At 70.5% G+C, this 17,297-nt stretch carries 20 protein-coding genes; 8 read left to right on the top strand and 12 right to left on the bottom strand.

The genetic code is table 11. The annotated features are described in order from the left end of the window. Positions 1-39: 39 nt before the first annotated feature. The 3 genes from H5411_RS07000 to H5411_RS06990 form a co-directional block, all read right to left on the bottom strand. On the bottom strand, positions 40-585 hold the full coding sequence (locus H5411_RS07000; protein ID WP_183123294.1) for a dihydrofolate reductase family protein: 546 nt from the start codon (positions 583-585) through the stop codon (positions 40-42). A 273-nt stretch (positions 586-858) separates the two neighbouring features. Further along, positions 859-1,365 (bottom strand): winged helix-turn-helix transcriptional regulator, encoded by a 507-nt coding sequence (locus H5411_RS06995; RefSeq protein ID WP_183123293.1) that lies wholly within the window; start codon positions 1,363-1,365, stop codon positions 859-861. A 40-nt stretch (positions 1,366-1,405) separates the two neighbouring features. Next, positions 1,406-1,795, bottom strand: coding sequence for a cupin domain-containing protein (locus H5411_RS06990; protein WP_183123292.1), 390 nt, complete (start codon positions 1,793-1,795; stop codon positions 1,406-1,408). 51 nt (positions 1,796-1,846) lie between these two features. On the opposite strand from H5411_RS06990, the gene H5411_RS06985 reads away from it, so the two are divergent. The 3 genes from H5411_RS06985 to H5411_RS06975 all read left to right on the top strand — a co-directional run bounded on the left by H5411_RS06985 (position 1,847) and on the right by H5411_RS06975 (position 5,219). Then, positions 1,847-2,863, top strand: a complete 1,017-nt coding sequence (locus H5411_RS06985) for a helix-turn-helix domain-containing protein (RefSeq protein WP_183123291.1) — start codon at positions 1,847-1,849, stop codon at positions 2,861-2,863. A 165-nt stretch (positions 2,864-3,028) separates the two neighbouring features. Continuing rightward, the gene (locus H5411_RS06980; RefSeq protein WP_183123290.1) at positions 3,029-4,249 is read left to right on the top strand and encodes a lytic transglycosylase domain-containing protein; all 1,221 of its coding nucleotides are present in this window, start codon (positions 3,029-3,031) and stop codon (positions 4,247-4,249) included. A 106-nt stretch (positions 4,250-4,355) separates the two neighbouring features. Continuing rightward, complete coding sequence (locus tag H5411_RS06975; protein WP_312877830.1) at positions 4,356-5,219, top strand: SDR family NAD(P)-dependent oxidoreductase; 864 nt, start codon at positions 4,356-4,358, stop codon at positions 5,217-5,219. Positions 5,220-5,242: 23 nt separating this feature from the next. Here the strand turns inward: H5411_RS06975 and H5411_RS06970 are convergent, their stop codons facing one another. Next, complete coding sequence (locus tag H5411_RS06970; protein ID WP_183123288.1) at positions 5,243-5,878, bottom strand: LysE family translocator; 636 nt, start codon at positions 5,876-5,878, stop codon at positions 5,243-5,245. Positions 5,879-6,031: 153 nt separating this feature from the next. Further along, positions 6,032-6,835 carry a TetR/AcrR family transcriptional regulator gene (locus H5411_RS06965; protein ID WP_183123287.1) on the bottom strand — a complete coding sequence of 268 codons (804 nt, stop codon included), beginning with the start codon at positions 6,833-6,835 and terminating at the stop codon, positions 6,032-6,034. A 118-nt stretch (positions 6,836-6,953) separates the two neighbouring features. Here H5411_RS06965 and H5411_RS06960 point away from each other — a divergent pair, with 118 nt between their 5' ends. The 4 genes from H5411_RS06960 (at position 6,954) to H5411_RS06945 (ending at position 10,223) form a co-directional block, all read left to right on the top strand. After that, positions 6,954-7,367 carry a DnaJ family domain-containing protein gene (locus H5411_RS06960; protein WP_101438151.1) on the top strand — a complete coding sequence of 138 codons (414 nt, stop codon included), beginning with the start codon at positions 6,954-6,956 and terminating at the stop codon, positions 7,365-7,367. 113 nt (positions 7,368-7,480) lie between these two features. Continuing rightward, complete coding sequence (locus H5411_RS06955) at positions 7,481-8,611, top strand: metallophosphoesterase (RefSeq protein ID WP_183123286.1); 1,131 nt, start codon at positions 7,481-7,483, stop codon at positions 8,609-8,611. Positions 8,612-8,733: 122 nt separating this feature from the next. Further along, positions 8,734-9,534, top strand: coding sequence for an alpha/beta fold hydrolase (locus H5411_RS06950; RefSeq protein WP_183123285.1), 801 nt, complete (start codon positions 8,734-8,736; stop codon positions 9,532-9,534). Between the two features lie 35 nt (positions 9,535-9,569). Next, a complete protein-coding gene (locus H5411_RS06945) occupies positions 9,570-10,223 on the top strand; it encodes an HAD family hydrolase (RefSeq protein WP_183123284.1) in 654 nt (217 codons plus the stop codon). Here H5411_RS06945 and H5411_RS06940 read toward each other — a convergent pair. Continuing rightward, entirely contained in the window at positions 10,220-10,684 is a 465-nt protein-coding gene (locus H5411_RS06940; RefSeq protein WP_183123283.1) for an NUDIX hydrolase, read from the bottom strand. The genes H5411_RS06945 and H5411_RS06940 overlap by 4 nt on opposite strands. Before the next feature lie 137 nt (positions 10,685-10,821). Between H5411_RS06940 and H5411_RS06935 the strand changes: the two genes are divergently transcribed. Continuing rightward, complete coding sequence (locus H5411_RS06935) at positions 10,822-11,286, top strand: DoxX family protein (protein WP_183123282.1); 465 nt, start codon at positions 10,822-10,824, stop codon at positions 11,284-11,286. Positions 11,287-11,313: 27 nt separating this feature from the next. Here H5411_RS06935 and H5411_RS06930 read toward each other — a convergent pair whose 3' ends face one another. The 6 genes from H5411_RS06930 to kynU all read right to left on the bottom strand — a co-directional run bounded on the left by H5411_RS06930 (position 11,314) and on the right by kynU (position 17,251). Further along, entirely contained in the window at positions 11,314-11,913 is a 600-nt protein-coding gene (locus H5411_RS06930; RefSeq protein WP_101438147.1) for a GTP-binding protein, read from the bottom strand. Beyond that, a complete protein-coding gene (locus tag H5411_RS06925) occupies positions 11,894-12,268 on the bottom strand; it encodes a DUF742 domain-containing protein (RefSeq protein ID WP_101438146.1) in 375 nt (124 codons plus the stop codon). The genes H5411_RS06930 and H5411_RS06925 overlap by 20 nt, the downstream gene beginning before the upstream one ends. Continuing rightward, the gene (locus H5411_RS06920; protein WP_009082431.1) at positions 12,265-12,681 is read right to left on the bottom strand and encodes a roadblock/LC7 domain-containing protein; all 417 of its coding nucleotides are present in this window, start codon (positions 12,679-12,681) and stop codon (positions 12,265-12,267) included. Before H5411_RS06920 ends, H5411_RS06925 begins: the two co-directional genes overlap by 4 nt. Continuing rightward, positions 12,681-15,185, bottom strand: a complete 2,505-nt coding sequence (locus H5411_RS06915; RefSeq protein WP_183123281.1) for a sensor histidine kinase — start codon at positions 15,183-15,185, stop codon at positions 12,681-12,683. Before H5411_RS06915 ends, H5411_RS06920 begins: the two co-directional genes overlap by 1 nt. A 375-nt stretch (positions 15,186-15,560) precedes the next feature. Further along, entirely contained in the window at positions 15,561-15,851 is a 291-nt protein-coding gene (locus H5411_RS06910) for a hypothetical protein (protein ID WP_101438144.1), read from the bottom strand. 209 nt (positions 15,852-16,060) lie between these two features. Next, on the bottom strand, positions 16,061-17,251 hold the full coding sequence (gene kynU / locus H5411_RS06905; protein WP_101438143.1) for a kynureninase: 1,191 nt from the start codon (positions 17,249-17,251) through the stop codon (positions 16,061-16,063). Between the last annotated feature and the right edge of the window lie 46 nt (positions 17,252-17,297).

Raw genomic sequence — 17,297 nt, 5'->3', positions numbered from 1 at the left:
CCAATGCGGCGTTCGGCGCGGTGGCGGGAGATCGGTCCGCTAGTCGTCCGACGGCCGGTAAACCAATCGCAGCACGCCGTTGCGGAACGTCGTCGTGTCCGCCAGCCGGAAGTCCAGCTGCGGGCCCTCCGCGGGGAACAACCGCCTTCCCTTGCCCACCACCACCGGGTACTGCAGCAGGGTCAGCTCGTCCACCAGCCCGTGCGACAGGAGCCATCGCACCAGCGTCGTGCTCCCGCTGGTCATGATGTCGCCGCCCTCGCTGGATTTCAGGTCCGCGATCGCCTCGCCGAGGTCGCCGCGCAACAGGGTCGTGTTGTGCCAGTCCGCCGCGGTCAGGGTGGTGGACGCGACGTACTTCGGCACGCTGTTCATGAACTCCGCGCCCGGGTCGTCCGTGCGGCCGGGCCAGGCCTCGGCGAAACCCTCGTAGGTGACGCGGCCCAGCAACATCGCGTCGGCGTCCGCCATGCCGTCGCCCACCGCGTGTTCGAGCTCGTCGTTCCAGTACGAGAGCGACCACTGGTCCGGCGCCTCGACCACGCCGTCGAGCGAGACGAACAAAGTGGACACGATCTTGCGCATCGAGCGGCTCCTTGGGGTTCGGGATCGCCGACACTATGGCGCAGCCGGACCCGCCGACGCAGCCGGTTGGCCCAACGCCTGGTCTGTCAGGGCACTTCCGTTACCAACTCGAGTGCCCGGCCGAGCGTCGCGAGCCGTTCGGCGTCGTCGACAGCCGTATCGGGCGGGTCTCTCGCGGCAAAGGAATCCGGAAAGCCTTGCCCTCGAAGGAGATCGAAGCCGTGAGGGGAAACCCTGACGGACTCTGCCCGCCAGACTTCCCCTCCCGGACCGCTACTCCTCCTGGAGCGCGAACCTCGCCTGCACGTCGGGGCGCTGCGCGAGCCGCTCCGGGAATCCGGGCCCTCGCCGCATCCGGGTGTCGTCCGCGGACAGCGGCTCGCCGCATTCCGCGCACACCACGGCCGCGGTCGTGTCGTGTCCGCACGCGTCGTGGTGCAGCACGATCGGCGGGCCCGCTTCGGTGGCCAGCCACCGGTCGCCCCAGGCCGTCATCGCGGCCAGCACACTCCAGAAATCGCGCCCCTTCTCAGTCAGCACGTAGTCGTAGCGCACCGGTTCGGCCTGGTAGGCGCGCTTTTCCAGCAAACCCTCGTCGACCAGCCTGCGCAGCCGGTCGGCGAGGGTGTTGCGCGCGATGCCGAGCGCCTGCTGGAACTCGTCGAAGCGGCGGACGCCGTAGAAGGCGTCCCGCAGCACCAGCGGCGTCCACGAATCCCCGAGCAGGTCCATGGTCCGGGCGATCGAGCACGGCCACTGCGCGAAGGAAGTGCGTTTCATGACGGCGAGGATACGCCGTCCCACAGTGCAACCCAGCAGGTCAGACGCGATGCCCGACGGTCACGTCGACCGTGTCGGGCACTTCTTCGTGCTCGTCGCCGACCGAAAGCGTCCCGGACGGTTCCACCAGCAGCACCACCGCGCCCTCCTTCGACGACGGTTTGTGGAACGTGCCGCGCGGGACCACGAACGCCTGCTCGCGGGTCAGCGTCACCGTCCGTTCGCCGTCCGGTTCGCGCAGGCCGATCTCGATGCTGCCGTCGAGGACCAGGAAGAACTCGTCGGTGTTGTCGTGTTTGTGCCACACGTGCTCGCCGGAGAACCGGGCGAGGCGGATGTCGTAGTCGTTGACAGTGGTGACGATTCGAGGGCTCCACGGGGCGTCGAATCCGGCGAGCACGGCCCGCAGGTCGAGAGGCTGAGTTGACATAGGTCGATCTTGGGCCTGGTCACCGACGACCGGGAGTGCTAGGAATCGCAGATGCCGAAAGGATCCTCGCACCGCGTCGTGATGATCGTCAGCGACGGCTCGAACCCGTTCGAAATGGGCGTCGCGACGGAGCTGTTCGGCCTGCGCCGGCCGGAACTGCGGCGGCCGTGGTACGACTTCGCCCTCGCCGCGCCCGGCGGGCAAGCCCGGATGCACCGGGGTTTCTTCACCCTCGCCGACGTCGCCGGCCTCGAGGCGGTCGACGCCGCGGACACGGTGATCGTCCCGAACCGGCCGGATCCGGAAACCCCGGCCGACCCGGAAATCCTCGCCGCGATCCGGCGTGCGGACGCCCGCGGCGCGCGGTTGATGGGTTTCTGCACCGGCGCGTTCACCCTGGCCGAGGCCGGCGTGCTGGACAACCGCCGCGCCACCACGCACTGGCGATGGGCCGAGGCGTTCACCGCGCGCTACCCCCGGGTCCAGCTGGAGCCGGACGTCCTGTTCGTCGACGACGGCACAGTTCTTACCGCCGCCGGAAGCGCGGCCGCCCTCGATTTGGGGCTGTACGTGATCCAACGCGATCACGGCGCGGAAATCGTCAACGCGGTCAGCCGTCGCCTCGTTTTCACCGGACACCGCGAAGGCGGCCAGCAACAGTTCGTGGAACGCCCGGTGCCGGAGAGTCCGGACGCTTCCCTCGCGCCGGTGCTGGAATGGGCCCGTCAGCACCTTGACCAGCCCCTCGCGGTCGCCGATCTCGCCGCTCGCGCGTCGACCAGTGCCGCCACCCTGCACCGCCGGTTCCGCGCCGAACTCGGCACGACGCCGCTGGCCTGGCTCACCGCCGAGCGCGTCACGCTGGCCCGCCGCCTGATCGAACGCGGCGAACATGGTCTGGACCGCATCGCCGCCCGCTCCGGGCTGGGCACCGGCGCGAACCTCCGCTCGCAGCTGCGCAGGCACACCGGACTGTCGCCGTCGGAGTACCGGAAACGGTTCGGCCCGGCGGAACCGGCTCCGCGGTCCACAGTGGACCCTCCGAACGGATTGCTCCATTCGGCCTAATCGGCGAAATTCCGGTTAAGCCCCGATGACCGGAACCCGCCGAAGGTTTTATGCCAGACGAACGAAAGTTGGCCGGAACGGACAGAATTCCGCCGACCCCTCACCGGATCGCGCACGAATCCGCTAGCTTGGGCCGCGGACCGGCAAACGAACGGGGAGAAGCGCATGGCCATACGCCGCCTGCAGGGACGGAACGCCCGGAGCCGGGCTTTCGCCGCCCTCGCCGGAGGCGCGCTCGTGGTGCTGCCGACGGTGACGTCGTCCGGCATCCCGATGGCGTTGCGCGCCGCTGATCCGCCGGCTGCGCAGGCCGCGCCGAACACCCCGGGACTGCCGCCGGGCATCACGCTCCCGCCGATCGGCGTGGACGGCAGCCTCCCGCGGCCGCCGGTCCCGCAGGCGCTCGGCGTCCCGGGCTACCCGAACGGCCCCGGCTCGGCGACCACCGCCGGTCCGCTGGGCATCCCGGACAGCATGCTGCGGGCCTACCACAACGCGGCCGACATCGTGGCCCGCGAACAGCCCGGCTGCCACGTCGACTGGGCGTTGATCGCGGCCATCGGGCGGGTCGAGTCGAACCACGCCCGCGGCGGCTACGTCGACGCCCGGGGCAACACCCTCGAACGCATTCTCGGCCCGGTCCTCGACGGCACCGGCGGGTTCGCCGCGATCCGCGACACCGACCAGGGCCGCTACGACGGCGACCCGGTGTGGGACCGCGCGGTCGGCGCGACCCAGTTCATCCCGTCGACCTGGGCGTCCTACGCTTCCGACGGCAACGGCGACGGCGTCTCCGACCCGAACAACGTCTACGACGAGACCCTCGCCACCGCGCGCTACCTGTGTTCCGGAGGTCTGGACCTCTCCAGCGACGCCAACCAGCGTCTCGCGGTGCGCCGGTACAACAACTCGCAGTCCTATGTGGACACTGTGATGGCGTACGCGTACGGCTACCGCAACGGCGTCTCGAAGCTGCCGGACAGCCCGGTCCCGATCGGAGCCCCGCCCGGCCCCGGCGCGGTCGAGGCCGCCGCGGGCAGCCCGGCGGGCGACGTCGCCCCTCCCGCCCCGCCGGTGACCCCGGCCCAGCCGGGCACGCCGAACCAGCCGGGCCAACCAGGCACGCCGACGCAGCTGCCGGGCAGCAGCACCGCGCCGGCCAGCAGCTCCCCGGCGAAGCCGACGAGCACGGCGCCCACCACGCCGACCACCCCCACTACGCCGGCCAGCCCGAGCCCCACCAGCACCACGCCCACCAGCACCACGCCCACCAGCACCACGCCGACGAGCACGACGCCGTCCAGCTCCGCTCCGGCGAACCCGGCCACGCCGACCACCACGACCACTACTTCGAGCACCACGACCCAGGCCCCGCCGACGCACTGACCGCGGCGTTCGTATAGTCCGGACCGGACCGAGACACCGGACTGCGGGGGCGATCGTGGCGTGGAATCCGAGGAACCTGCCTGACCTCGCTGGCCGGTTCTATGCGGTGACCGGGGGCAACGCCGGCATCGGCTACTTCATCACCGAGCAACTGGCCGCCGCCGGGGCCCACGTCGCGCTGCTGGGCCGCGACCCTTCCCGGCTGCGCGCGGCGGTGGAAATGGTGCGCACGCGCGTCGGTTCGGCTTCCCTCAGCACGATCCCGCTGGACCTGGCGGATCTGGACTCCGTCCCGGCAGCCGTCGAGGCGCTCGGACGGCTCGACCGACTGGACGCGTTGATCGAAAACGCGGGCATCACCGCGCCCGGACCGGTGCGCCGGACCACGAAACAGGGTCTGGAACTGGCGGTCGGCACCAACCACTTCGGCCACTTCGCGCTCACCGCGCTGGCGATGCCGGTGCTGACCGAGTCGGCGGCGCGGGTGGTGCTGGCGGGCAGCCTGATCACCCGGATGTATCCGTACGACATCGACGACCTGCAGAGTTCGCGCAAGTATTCGGACTTTCGCGCGTATGCGCTATCGAAGCACGCCGTGCAGTCGTTCGCCATGGAGCTCGATCGACGGCTGCGCGCGGCGGGTTCGCCGGTGCGGGCGATCCTCGCGCATCCGGGCTTCAGTCTCGAACGCACCAGCCCCGCGCGGCCGGGAATCACCCAGCCGGTGCCGATCATGCGGTTCCTCGCGCCGGGTACGCAGGGGAAGGACCACGGCGCTTGGCCCGCGGTTCGGGCCGCGGTCGATCCCGCCGCGACCGGCGGTGCTTACTACGGTCCAGCCTTCGGTGTGGTGGGCCGACCCCGGTTGGGGAAGGCGATGGGCACCTCCCGGGATCCAGCGCGCGGCCGCCGGCTGTGGACGCTTTCCGAGGAAGCGACCGGGATCCGGTTCGCGCTCGGGGGTTCCTGACTCGGCCGCTAGGTCCGCTCGGTTCACCCCGCGGGACGCTCGACGGCGAGTCCGACGCCGAATGCCGCCAGGATCGCGCCGCCGGCGCGGAGGATCACGCGAATCACCCGTGCGTTGCGCAGCATTTTGGCCGCGGCGCTGAAGACCACGGCGTAGCCGGTCAGGGACAGGAATCCGATCACCGCGAACGCCACCCCGAGGACCAGCGTGTCGGCAGGTCCGGCACCGTGGTGGAGGAACTGCGGAATGACGCTGGTGAAGACGATGACGGTCTTGGGGTTGGACAGGTCGCTGAGGAGCCCTTCCCGGAACGCGCGCCACCCGCTGCGTGGCCGGCTGGTGGTCAACGCCGCCACGTCGGGTCGGGCGGAGACGGTCAAGGAGCGGGTCAGCAGGAGTTTGGCGCCGAGGAACACCAGGTAGGCGGCCCCCAGATAGCGGACCACGTCGAAGGCCAGTTGCGAGGACACCAACAGGGCCGTCAAGCCGGCGACCGACGCGCCGGCCCACACCAGGTCCGCGGCCAGCACGCCCAGCGCGGTCAGCAGGGCCGGTGCCCGGCCGCGAGCGACCGCGCTCTTGAGGACCAGCATGACCGCGGGGCCGGGAATGAGGACCAGGACCAAGGACAAGGCCGCGAAAGCCGCAATCGACGACATGGACTCATCATCCCGGTGCGCCGCGGATTCGGTCCAGTTCAATACTTACCGCGCACGCTGGTCACCGCGGCAGGCGCGGGGCTCGAGTGCCCGCGGCGGAGCGGGCCGCCTTTCCGGCAAGCGCATGGCTCAGGTCCGGTGAAAGCGCTTGAGCTACTTGCCGACCTGGTCGATTCGGGCGGCGATCCCGTCGAGAAGCCGGTCCAACCCGAACTCCGACGCGTCCGACGCCTGCTCCGAGGAAGGCTTTTCGAAACCGCCGGCGAGCCAGATCCGGTTCATCGCCGGATGGGACTCGACGTCGAAATACGTGTACCAGAACGAAGAACGCTGTCCCCACCACGCGTCGTTGGACTGTCCGGTGGTCCGTTCCAAGTGGACACTCTCCGCCTCGGCCGCCGCGTTCGCGTCCACGTAGCCCGCGACCGAATTGGCCGCCGCAACAACCTCGCGTGCGGGCAGGCCCAGACTCTCCATAATGGACAACAGATATTCCTGACCGGCCAGCTGCCCCGGACCGAGCGCGGGCCGGACCCGGGACCTCTCGCGCAGCCACGGATGCCGACGGTAAATTTCGCGCGTCCGGTCCGCGTAAACGCGCACCTGCGCCCGCCAGTCCTCCGGCCGCGGCTCGCCGGGCCTAGGAAGATTCCGTTCGAGCAGAACGGTGTCGACCATGAGATCGATCAGTTCGGTTTTGCCGGGAACATAGGTGTAGAGCGTCATCGTGCCCGCCCCGAGCTCCTTCGCGACGCGGTGCATGGACGTCGCGACGAGTCCCTCGGCGTCGGCGACCGCGATGGCCGCCGCGATGATCTGTTCGATCGTGAGCGTCGGCCGCCTGCCGCGGGCTGAGGGCTCCGGGGCTCCCGCACAGTCGCGCCACAGCAGCGCGAGCGTGCGCTCGATCTCCTCGCGCGCGGCCTCGGGACCGTCGCCCTCGTGCTCGACGATCATCGCGTCCCCTCCCGGCCTCGTACGGTCAGCGTGGGATCTTACCTGCCGTTTCAGGACCTTCGTCCCCTCCGCACGGTCGCACTGGCCGCTACGCTGGGCAGCGAGGGAGGTGGTTCCCGTGACCGAACGCAAACCACCGGGCGTGTCGTACGACACCTGGGTCGACCGGCAGATCGCCGCCGCCGAAGCTCGCGGAGACTTCGAAGACCTTCCGGGAGCGGGAAAACCGCTGCCGCCCCCGAGCGGCCGCGACGCGGCGACCGACTGGGCGCTCCGCCGCGCCCGCGAAGGCGACGTCGACGTGTCCGCGTTCCTTCCGCCGTCGCTCGCCTTGCCGCGGGAAATCCAAGACCTGCCAAGGAAACTGGCGAAAGTCCGCACCGAAAAGAAGGTGCGCGAGATCGTCGAGGACCTGAACGCCCGCATCCGCAAGGCACACGCGATGCCGCAGGACGGTCCCGTTCTGCGCGCCCGGCCGCTGGACGTGGAGGAAACGGTGGCCAGCTGGCGCGCGGGCCGCGGAGAGTCCTGAGCGAGGCGAATCCGGGCCGTACCGCCGAAGACGGTCTCCCCTCCCCCTCACACTCCGACCACCTTCCCCCAGATGCGGCTACGCTGGGTAGCACCTGGGCGAAGGAGAGAACCGTGGTTGGAGTTCGTCGGGCCGCCTTCGTGGTCGCCGCGGTGCTCTTGTTGTTCGGCGAGCCGTGGTCGGTGCTCGTGCTGCTGCCGGACTGGCCCGTGGCCGCCACCGCCGTCGGCACGGTCGTTTTCGCCGTGGCCGCACTGAGTTTTCCGGTGCTCCTGGTGCTCGGGCACGGTCCGAAGCAGAACGACGCCGCCGCACGGGTCGCGGACGTCCTGCTCGGCACGGTCTGGGTGCTGTTCGCCTGGAGCGTCCTCACGCATCTGCTGCGGCTGGTCCTGCTGGTGTCCGGAGTGGACGATCCCGCGCGGCCGCGGATCGCGGCCGCGGTCACGCTCGCCGTCGCGGCGGTGCTGCTCGTCACTGGGAACCGGATCGCCATGCGCGTGCCGCCAGTGAAGGAGGTCGACGTCGTGCTGCCGAAGCTCGGCCCCGGGCTCGACGGGCTGCGCGTCGCGGTCATCACCGACACCCACTACGGCCCGCTCGACCGCACCCGGTGGTCCGAACGCCTGGTCGCCGAACTGAATCGGCTGCAACCCGACGTCGTCTGCCACGCCGGGGACCTCGCCGACGGATCGGTCGCCAAGCGGCGCAAGCAGGTCGACCCGCTCGGCGGCGTCCAGGCTCCGCTCGGCCGGTTCTACATCACCGGCAACCACGAGTATTTCGGCGAGGCACAGGCCTGGCTGGACCACATGGCGAGCCTCGGCTGGGACACCCTGCACAACCGCTCGACCCTGCTCGAACGCGACGGCGCCCGACTGCTCTTCGCCGGCATCGACGACCCCACCGGAGCCGCCTCCGGCCTGCCCGGCCACGGCCCCGACCTGGCCGCGGCCCTCGACGGCTCCGACCCGGACGTTCCCGTCGTCCTGCTGGCCCACCAGCCGAAACAGGTCGCCCAGGCCCGCGAGGAAAACGTCGACCTGCAGATCTCCGGGCACACCCACGGCGGCCAGATCTGGCCGTTCCACCTGCTGGTCCGCCTCGACCAGCCCACGCTGTCCGGCCTTACCCGGCACGGCCCGACCCAGCTGTACAACAGCCGCGGGTCCGGCTTCTGGGGTCCGCCGTTCCGGGTGTTCGCCCCGAACGAGATCGCCCTGCTGACCCTGCGCAGCGCCTGAGACCGGTTCCCCTCCGCCCCGGCCGCCGCCACATCCCACCGACTAATTTTTTTGTCTTGACAGCTCAAACCATCGGATGCGAGAGTTCTTCCCACCGGCACCCGCCACTGAGGAGGAACCCCATGCCCACCGTCACGTCCGCCGACGGCACCCAGATCGCCTACTCCCGCATCGGCTCCGGCCCCGCGCTCGTCCTCGTCGACGGCGCGCTCTGCTACCGGACCTCGACGCCCAATGACGATCTCGCCAAAGCCCTCTCCGACCGCTTCACCGTCTACACGTTCGACCGTCGCGGCAGAGGCGAAAGCGGCGACACCGGTCCGTATGAGGTCGAGCGCGAGATCGAGGACATCGCCGCGCTGGCCAAGGAAGCGGGCGGGGAGATCGGCCTGTACGGCATCTCGTCCGGTGCCGCTCTGGTTCTGGAGGCCGCCCACCGCGGTGTGCCGGTGCAGAAGGTCGCGGTGTACGAACCGCCGTTCGTCGTCGACAGCACCCGCAAGCGCGTCCCGGCCGATTACCAGGCGAAGCTCGAAGCGGCCATCGCCGCCGGGAAACTGGGCGACGCGATCAAGACATTCATGGTCGAAGGCGTCGGACTGCCCGCCCTGATGGTCCTGATGATGCGGCTGATGCCCGCGTGGCCCCGGATGAAACGCGTCGCCCACACCCTCGCCTACGACGCCCGGATCATGGACGACAACCAGGCCGGCCGCCCGCTCCCGGAAGGACGCTGGTCCGGAATCACCGTTCCGACGCTGATCATCGACGGAGGCAAGAGCCCCGCCTGGATGCGCAACGGCGTCGCGGCAGCGGCGAAGCAACTGCCCCACGCCGACTACCGCACCCTGCCCGGCCAGACGCACCTGGTGAAAACCGCCGCGCTCGCCCCGGTTTTGGCGGAGTTCTTCGCCACGAACTGACGCGCCGCCGAAGTCGGTGAGGCAGGCTGCGAGACGTGGCCACGCGAGCATTGATTTTCGACTTCGACGGCACCCTCGCCGACACCGAGGCCGCGGTACTGCGGTCCTGGCAAGAAATGTTCGCCGGACACGGCGTCGAGCTGCCGCTGGATGTCTGGCACACGGTCATCGGCACCCAGAACACCGCCGCGACGATGTTCAAGCTGCTGGCCGAACAGGTCGAAGACGTGGACCCGGAGACCCTGCGCCCCGCCATGCGCGCGCGAGTGCATGAACTCCTGGCCGAGGATGGCCCGCGCGAAGGCGTCCTCGACTACCTGGACGAGGCCGCCACTCGCGGACTGGCACTGGGCGTCGCCTCAAGCTCGTCCGGAGCCTGGGTCCACGGCCAGCTTGACCGACTGGGCCTGGCGGCCCGCTTCACCGCCGTGGAAACGGGTGACCGCCACAAACCCAAACCCGACCCGGACACCTACCTGGCGGCGCTGCGCACCCTGGGCGTCACCGCGGAAGAAGCCCTCGCCTTCGAGGACTCGCCGCACGGCGTCAGCGCCGCGAAAGCCGCCGGGATCACCACCGTCGCAGTGCCCAACCCCATCACGGCGACTCTGGACTTCGCCAAAGCAGACCTGGTCCTGCCGTCCTTCGCCACCACACCGCTCAACGCGGTGCTGGAGCAGTTCAGCTAATCCAGGTCCAGTTCGGCGAACCGGTCCAGGAACGCGCGCTGGCCCTTGACCAGCTTCTCGCGCGCGGTGTCCAGATCGAACCAGGCGACGCGGTCCACCTCCGGGAACTGCTGCGTCCGCCCGGACCGCGGCGGCCATTCGAGGTCGAAGGTGCCCGGCACGACCGCCGCGGGATCGAGGTCCGCCTCCACCGCCCACGCGGTCACGACCTTGCCGGACTGGCGCACGTCGCCCAGCGGCCGCAGCGCCCCGTCCGGCGCGGGGAGCCCCAGTTCCTCCGCGAACTCGCGCCGGGCCGCGGCCTCGGGGTCCTCGCCGTCCTCGAGTTCGCCCTTCGGCAGCGACCACGCGGCCTCGTCCTTCTTCGCCCAGAACGGTCCGCCCATGTGCGCGAGCAGCACCTCCGGCCGGTCGGCGGACCGGCGGAAGAGCAGCAGCCCCGCGCTGCGCCTGACAACCATCCGCCCAGTCTGCCCGGTGCCGCTGACCAGGCCGGAAGCGGGCGCGAAAAAAGTTTCCGCACCCGTGTCGATCCGCGTCGGCCGCGTTCGACGCATAGGCAGAAGGCAACCGACAGCCACTCGGGAAGGACCCCACGATGACCACGACGATCGCCACCGCCAAGACCTCCTCGACCACCCAGACCGCCGCCGGGAGCACCGGCACGAAGTCCCTGGCCGACCGAGCCCGCCCCGCCGTCCTGGCCGTCTTCCGCGCCGTCGTGTCGTTCCTCTTCCTCTGCCACGGCGTGATGGGCTTCGGCCTCCTCGGCGGCATCGACAACGCGGGCGGCGCGTTCCCGTTCGGCCAGTGGCCGGGCTACTGGGCCAGCCTGATCGAGGTCGTCGGCGCGGTGCTCGTCTTCGCCGGGCTCTTCACCCGCGTCTCCGCGATCGTGCTCTCCGGCGTGATGGCCTACGCCTACTTCACCGTGCACGCCCCGCAAGGCCTGTTCCCCGTGCACAACATGGGAGAGCCCGCCGCGCTGTACGCCTGGATCTTCCTCGCCATCGCCGTGGTCGGCCCGGGCGCGGCCTCGCTGGACCAGCTGCGCCGCCGGTGAACGACGTCGTGAGCGGCAATCCCGGTTCTAACCGGGATTGCCGCTCACCAGCATCGCCCGGCCGAGCACGTGCTCCAGCAACACCGTCAGCACCTGCTTGGTCGAATCCCGTTCGCGCGCGTCGCACAGCAGCAACGGCACCTGCGGGTCGAGATCCAGCGCGCCGCGGACTTCCTCGGTCCCGTACCGGTAGGCGTCGTCGAAGCAGTTCACCCCGACCACGAACGGCAGCCCCCGCTGTTCGAAGAAATCCACTGCGGGGAAACAAGATTCGAGCCGCCGCGTGTCGGCCAGCACCACCGCGCCGAGCGCCCCGTCGGCCAATTCGTCCCACATGAACCAGAACCGGTCCTGCCCCGGCGTGCCGAACAAGTACAGGATCAGCTCGGGGTTGATGGTGATCCGGCCGAAGTCGAGCGCGACCGTCGTGGTGGTCTTGCCCTCGACGCCGGACAGGTCGTCCACGCCCTCGGAGGCGGCGGTGATCACCTCTTCGGTGCGCAGCGGCGGCACCTCGCTGACCGAGCCGACCAGAGTCGTCTTGCCGACCCCGAAGCCGCCCGCGACGAGCAGCTTCACCGCTTGCGCGGTGAGCGACCGGCGGGGCTCAGAGTTTCCGGATGCCATCGAGAACCGCCTGGAGTACGTGGGGGCTGGGGGCGTCGGTCACCGGCGTCGCGGTGCGGAACAGCACGAGATTACGCTCTATCAAATCGCTCAGCAGCACCTTCACCACCGGCAGCGGAAGATCGACCCGCGCGGCCACCTCGGCGACCGAAACCGGGCGCTGGCACAGGGAAAGAATGCGCGAGTACTCCGGTTCGAGGCCGGGCGTCTCGCTCGCGGCGCGCAGCGCGACGACGAGCGTGATGAGGTCGAGCCCGCGGGTGTCGGAGCGGGTCCGCCCGCCGGTGACGGCGTAGGACCGCACCAGCGGACCTGCCTCGTCCTCGTACCAGGACTCGCGGCCCCGCGCCGTCATGGCGAGGTCCGCTGGACCGCTCCGGCCCGCGGCGCCGCGGTGAGCACCGCACCGACCCGCTTGACCATCAGGTTCATCTCGTACGCGACGAGTCCCATGTCCGCGTCGACCCCGGCCAGCAGCGCGAGGCAGGCGCCCCGCCCGGCCGCGGTGACGAACAGGAACGCGTGGTCCATCTCGACCATCGTCTGCCGCACGTTGCCGCCGCCGAAATGCCGTCCGGTGCCGCGGGCGAGGCTCTGGAACGCCGACGCGACCGCGGACAGGTGCTCCGCGTCCGCCTCGGACAGATTGCCCGACCGGCCGATCAGCAACCCGTCCGCGGACAGCACCACCGCGCGGTCCGCCCCGGCGACCCGCTGCACGAGGTCGTCGAGCAGCCAGTCGAGCTCGTTGACGCCGTTGTTCGCCATCAGTCCCGATCTCCGTACCTGTTGTCGTGCCCGGGATCGGCCTCGCGGGCCCGCCGGGTGCCCTGCTGGAACGCGCTGAGCCGGGAGCGGGCCTGCTCCGGCGAATCCTCGCGGACGTCCTCGGATTCCGGCGCCGGCCGGTCGCCACGCAACTGCGGAACGAGGTTCTGCTGCCGGCGCCGCTGCGGCAGCGGCGGACGTCCAGGCGGACGCGGCGGCGCACCCCGGCCGTTGTCGACCGCCGGACGCGGCGCGCGGCCGTTGTCCGCGGGCGGTCGCTGCTCACGGTTCTGCGGCGGGCGGGCCGGCGGTGCCTCGGCGGCCGGACGCATCGCGCGCCGGGTCGGCGACTCCGGCCGCTGCTGCTCCGGCGCGACCCGCGGTTCCGGCGCGATCCGCGAGGGCTGTTCCACCTGCTGCGGTCGCGGTTCCGGACGCGACGGCCGCCGCTGCGGCAGTTCCGGTCGCTGCGACTCGGCTCGAGTCGGTTCCGGCGCGGGCCGCGACGGCTCCACCGCGAGCCGGGAAAGTTCCGGTGCCTCGCCCGGCCCCGAAGCGGACTCCGCGTCGGCCGCCGAAGGCTCCGTCTCGCTGAGCGGCGCGAGCAAATCCTTGCGCACCAACACGATCGCCCGGGTCCCGCCGTACGCGGAGTCGCGCAGGTGCACCGAGATCCCGTGCCGGGACGCCAGCCGCGCGACCACGAACAGGCCCAGCCTCGGTTCGTCGGACAGCGCCATGATCCCGAAGTCCGGCGGGTCGGCGAGCATCGCGTTGAACTCGTCGGCCTGCTCCGGCTCGATGCCGAGGCCCTGGTCCTCGACCTCGATCACGACGCCCTTGCCGACCACGTTGCCGCGCAGTTCGACGCGCGATTCCGGCGGCGAGAACGACGTCGCGTTGTCGATCAGCTCGGCGAGCAGGTGCACGAGGTCGCCGACGACCGGTCCGCGCACGGCGACGTCGGGCAGCTTCGCCGTCTTCACCCGCGCGAAGTGCTCGGTTTCGGCCGCCGCGCCGCGGACGAGTTCCACCAGCGACACCGGATTGCGCCACTGCCGCCCTGGCTGGCCGCCGCCGAGGATGATCAGGTTCTCCGCGTTGCGCCGCGCGCGGGTGGAGAGGTGGTCGAGCTGGAAGAGCGTGTCGAGCTGGTCCGGGTCCTCCTGCTTGCGCTCGGCGGCGTCCAGCACCTTCAGCTGCCGGTGCACGATGACCTGGCTGCGGTGCGCGATGTTGAGGAACACCGCCTTCGTGCCCTGCCGCGTCTTGGCCTCTTCGACCGCGGCGGCGAGCGCGGACTGCTGCGCCAGGTTGAACGCCTCGGCCACCTCGCCGATCTCGTCCGCGCCGTGGTCGAGCAGGTGCCCGCCCTCGTCGAGGTCGACCGGTTCGCCGGCCCGCACCCGGCCGACGAGTTCCGGCAGCCGCACCTCGGCCGCGTCGAGGGTGTCCTCGCGCAGCCGGGCGAGCCGGGCGATGAAGCGGTTCGACAGCCGCAGCGCGACCAGCACCACGGCGAGCGCGAAGAGCACCGCCGCCGCGCCCGCGATGATCGAGTTCCGCAACGTGTCGTCCGCGTCGGTGATCGCGGCATTGGTCGCGTGCGCGCTCTGCGCGGCGAACATCGTCATCAGCGTGGTGGCGACCTGTTTGGCGTCGGTCCGCCACTGCTCCAGCGGCACCGGCAGCTGTTTCGCACCGGACAGCAAGGCGTTCTCGACCTGCGTCACGGTCGTCCACGCGGGACTCGAGACGAGCTTGTCGTAGTTCGCCCGCACCTCGGGCACCATCTGCGGCACCGATTGGTCGAGCTGCGCGTGGTACGCGCCGATCTCGCCGAGGTACGCGCGCTGCTCGTCGCCGGACAGCCCGCCCGAAGCGAGCCCGGCCGACGCCAGCGCGTCGGCGCGCTGCATTTCCTCGGCGGCGTTGAAAATCGGGATCGCGGACAGCCGGGCGAACGCGTTGTCCGCACCTCGCGCGCCCTGGGCGAGCCCGGCGACGCCCTGGGTGAACTGGTCGATGATCTGGTTGTAGAAGGAAAAAACCTCGAGCCGCGGCACCTGGCCGGAGTCGACCCGCTGGCGAAGCTGCGGCAGTTTCGCCTCCAGCGCGGCGAACGTGGCGATGTTCTGCTTGACGCTCGCGGGCACGTTCGAGTCGGTCGCGAAGTTGCCCTCCAGCACCGAGGTGATCTGCGCGGCGGACGCGTCCGTCTTCGGCCGGGCGGCCAGCAGCTCGGCGCGCGCGGCGTCCTGGCCGGCGAGCACGCTCATCGACAGCTGCCGTTCCTGTTCCGCGGCGAGGAGGAACGGAATGCCGGGGCCTTCCGAACCGCGAATCTTCTGCGCGTAACCGCGCGCCTGCGCAGCGTCGAAAATCAGGTATCCGGCGAGCGCGATACCGACCAGCAGCAACGCGGCACTCGGAATCAACGCGATCGCAAGGACGCGAGAGCGAATAGACGACCCGCGGCCGTTTCGCCCGGAATTCTGCTTCACGTGATCCGTTTTCCTTCCGGCCCTGCCATGGTATTCGGGTCCGCGGTGTTTTCCTCGCACCGGTCCGACCAGCCGGATCACAGTTCACCGTGGTCTGAGTTGCCCGCGACGACGGTAAACAACCTTCACCGGCGAGTCAAGTCCGGACCCGGGTTGCCGTCACCCTCTTGTTACCTGCTAGTAACCCGCTGCGGTGCTTGGAAAACTGATCACCACCGGACGTGACCTTGGTCGCATCGGCCGCGCCGCGGCCCGCTGGGCGCCGGCGCGTGAGGCCGGTCACGAGAGTGCGCCCGCGAAAACTCACCGGAACCTTATGCGCAATTCCGCGTCGGCGACGGAATCGAAGGGAAAACCGAGACGGATTTCCGGAATTCAGCGCCGGACGCCATTCGGCGGCCGGTGCGCGGAAAGCCGCGGACCCGGTGCCGTTTCGGTTTCTTCCGCGGCGGACGGGCGGTCGCGGCGGAGCAGATCGCGCAGCATCTCCCGGCACGCCCACGCCAGCACCGCCACGGACGCGATCAGCACCGCGACCAGCGTCGATTCGACCGGATAACGCGCGACCAGGCCGCCGAAGCGCGCGAGCACGAAGCCGACGGCCACGCCGACGAGCAGGGTCACCACATACGAGAGCGGCACTTCCCGACCGCGGGTCTCGATCATTTCGGCCCCTTCCCGCCCGGCTTCGCCCGGCGGAACAGCTCGCCGATCGGCTCCGCCCGCGAAAAAACAGGCATCGAGCATACCCGCCGGGCAGCCGGCGGCGCGCCCGTCGATCACCCGAAGGGGCGAGCCGGACACCGATTGTTCACCTGGACCCGCGAGGCCGGCCGGATCCCCCCGAATCCGCGCGGACAATCCGCGAATTCTTTTCAGCGCACCTCGCGCAGCACGGTCACCGCCCGCAGCACCTCGGCGTAGGTCGTGTACAGCGGGGCCAGTCCGAAGCGCAGCACGTCCGGCGGCCGGAAATCCCCCAGCACCCCGCGTGCGTGCAGCGCGTTCATCGTCTGCTGCCCGCCCGCGTCGCGCACCGACACCTGGTGCCCGCGCGTGTGCTCGCGGGGCGTCGGAATGTCGGCTCCCGGCAGCAGTTCGTCCGCACACCGGAAAAAGAAATCGCCCAGCGCCAAGCCTTTCGCGCGCAGCACGGAAAGGTCGACGCCGTCCCAGACGTCCAGCGCGGCGTCGAGCGCCAGCATCGACAGCATGTCCGGAGTCCCGGCGCGGGCGCGCGCGATCCCCGCGCTGCCGCGGTATCCCGGCTCCATGCCGAACGGGTCCGCGTGCCCGGCCCATCCGGCGAGCGGCTGATCGAATTCCGCCTGATGCCGCTGTGCCACGTAGACGAACGCGGGCGAACCCGGTCCGCCGTTGAGGAATTTGTAGGTACAGCCCACCGCGAAATCGACGTCGCACGCGTCCAGCTGAACCGGAATCGCGCCGACGCTGTGGCAGAGGTCCCACACCGCGAGCGCGCCGGCCGCGTGCACGGTTTCGGTGACCGACGGCATGTCGTGCAGCCGCCCGCTGACGTAATCGACGTGATTCATCAGCACCGCGGCGGTCCGTTCGCTCACCGCGCCGGGCAGCTCCGCCACCGGCACGCGCCGCACGGTGTGCCCGGTGAGCCGAGCCGCCTGGTCGGCGACATAGCCGTCGGTTGGGAAGGTCGCGGCGTCGACCAGCACCTCGTCGCGGCCGGGGTTCGCCCGCACCGCTGCGACGAGCACTTTGAACAGGTCCACGCTCGTCGAGTCCGCCACCACGACCTGCCCGGCCGCGGCACCGACGAGCGGGGCGATCCGCTCCCCGACCCGCTGCGGGGCTTCCCACCAGCCCTCGGTCCACGACCGGATCAGCCGCCGCCCCCACTGCTGCCGGACCACCTCGGTCAGCCGCTCCGCGACGTGTTTCGGCGGCGCGCCAAGAGAATTCCCGTCGAAGTACGCGACTTCCGGGTCAAGGTCGAACTCCGCGCGTTTGGCGGCGAGCGGGTCGGCGGCATCGAGCGCGGCCGCCTCGTCGGCAAGACTCTCGCTGCGCACTGCGGATTCGGTCATCGACGCTCCTCGGGTTCCAGGTGCCCCTTTCTAACAGGACGCGGGC

The sequence above is a fragment of the Amycolatopsis echigonensis genome, assembly GCF_014174495.1.
Taxonomy (GTDB): Bacteria; Actinomycetota; Actinomycetes; order Mycobacteriales; family Pseudonocardiaceae; genus Amycolatopsis; species Amycolatopsis echigonensis.
Note: the sequence above shows the minus strand (reverse complement) of the source record. Positions and strands in the feature narration are given on the sequence as shown.

Excerpts from the sequence above, each read along its gene's own strand:
- H5411_RS07000 (WP_183123294.1), bottom strand. The coding sequence starts at position 585 with ATGCGCAAGATCGTGTCCACTTTGTTCGTCTCGCTCGACGGCGTGGTC.
- H5411_RS06995 (WP_183123293.1), bottom strand. The coding sequence starts at position 1,365 with ATGAAACGCACTTCCTTCGCGCAGTGGCCGTGCTCGATCGCCCGGACC.
- H5411_RS06990 (WP_183123292.1), bottom strand. The coding sequence starts at position 1,795 with ATGTCAACTCAGCCTCTCGACCTGCGGGCCGTGCTCGCCGGATTCGAC.
- H5411_RS06985 (WP_183123291.1), top strand. The coding sequence starts at position 1,847 with ATGCCGAAAGGATCCTCGCACCGCGTCGTGATGATCGTCAGCGACGGC.
- H5411_RS06980 (WP_183123290.1), top strand. The coding sequence starts at position 3,029 with ATGGCCATACGCCGCCTGCAGGGACGGAACGCCCGGAGCCGGGCTTTC.
- H5411_RS06970 (WP_183123288.1), bottom strand. The coding sequence starts at position 5,878 with ATGTCGTCGATTGCGGCTTTCGCGGCCTTGTCCTTGGTCCTGGTCCTC.
- H5411_RS06965 (WP_183123287.1), bottom strand. The coding sequence starts at position 6,835 with ATGATCGTCGAGCACGAGGGCGACGGTCCCGAGGCCGCGCGCGAGGAG.
- H5411_RS06950 (WP_183123285.1), top strand. The coding sequence starts at position 8,734 with ATGCCCACCGTCACGTCCGCCGACGGCACCCAGATCGCCTACTCCCGC.
- H5411_RS06940 (WP_183123283.1), bottom strand. The coding sequence starts at position 10,684 with ATGGTTGTCAGGCGCAGCGCGGGGCTGCTGCTCTTCCGCCGGTCCGCC.
- H5411_RS06935 (WP_183123282.1), top strand. The coding sequence starts at position 10,822 with ATGACCACGACGATCGCCACCGCCAAGACCTCCTCGACCACCCAGACC.
- H5411_RS06930 (WP_101438147.1), bottom strand. The coding sequence starts at position 11,913 with ATGGCATCCGGAAACTCTGAGCCCCGCCGGTCGCTCACCGCGCAAGCG.
- H5411_RS06925 (WP_101438146.1), bottom strand. The coding sequence starts at position 12,268 with ATGACGGCGCGGGGCCGCGAGTCCTGGTACGAGGACGAGGCAGGTCCG.
- H5411_RS06920 (WP_009082431.1), bottom strand. The coding sequence starts at position 12,681 with ATGGCGAACAACGGCGTCAACGAGCTCGACTGGCTGCTCGACGACCTC.
- H5411_RS06910 (WP_101438144.1), bottom strand. The coding sequence starts at position 15,851 with ATGATCGAGACCCGCGGTCGGGAAGTGCCGCTCTCGTATGTGGTGACC.
- kynU (WP_101438143.1), bottom strand. The coding sequence starts at position 17,251 with ATGACCGAATCCGCAGTGCGCAGCGAGAGTCTTGCCGACGAGGCGGCC.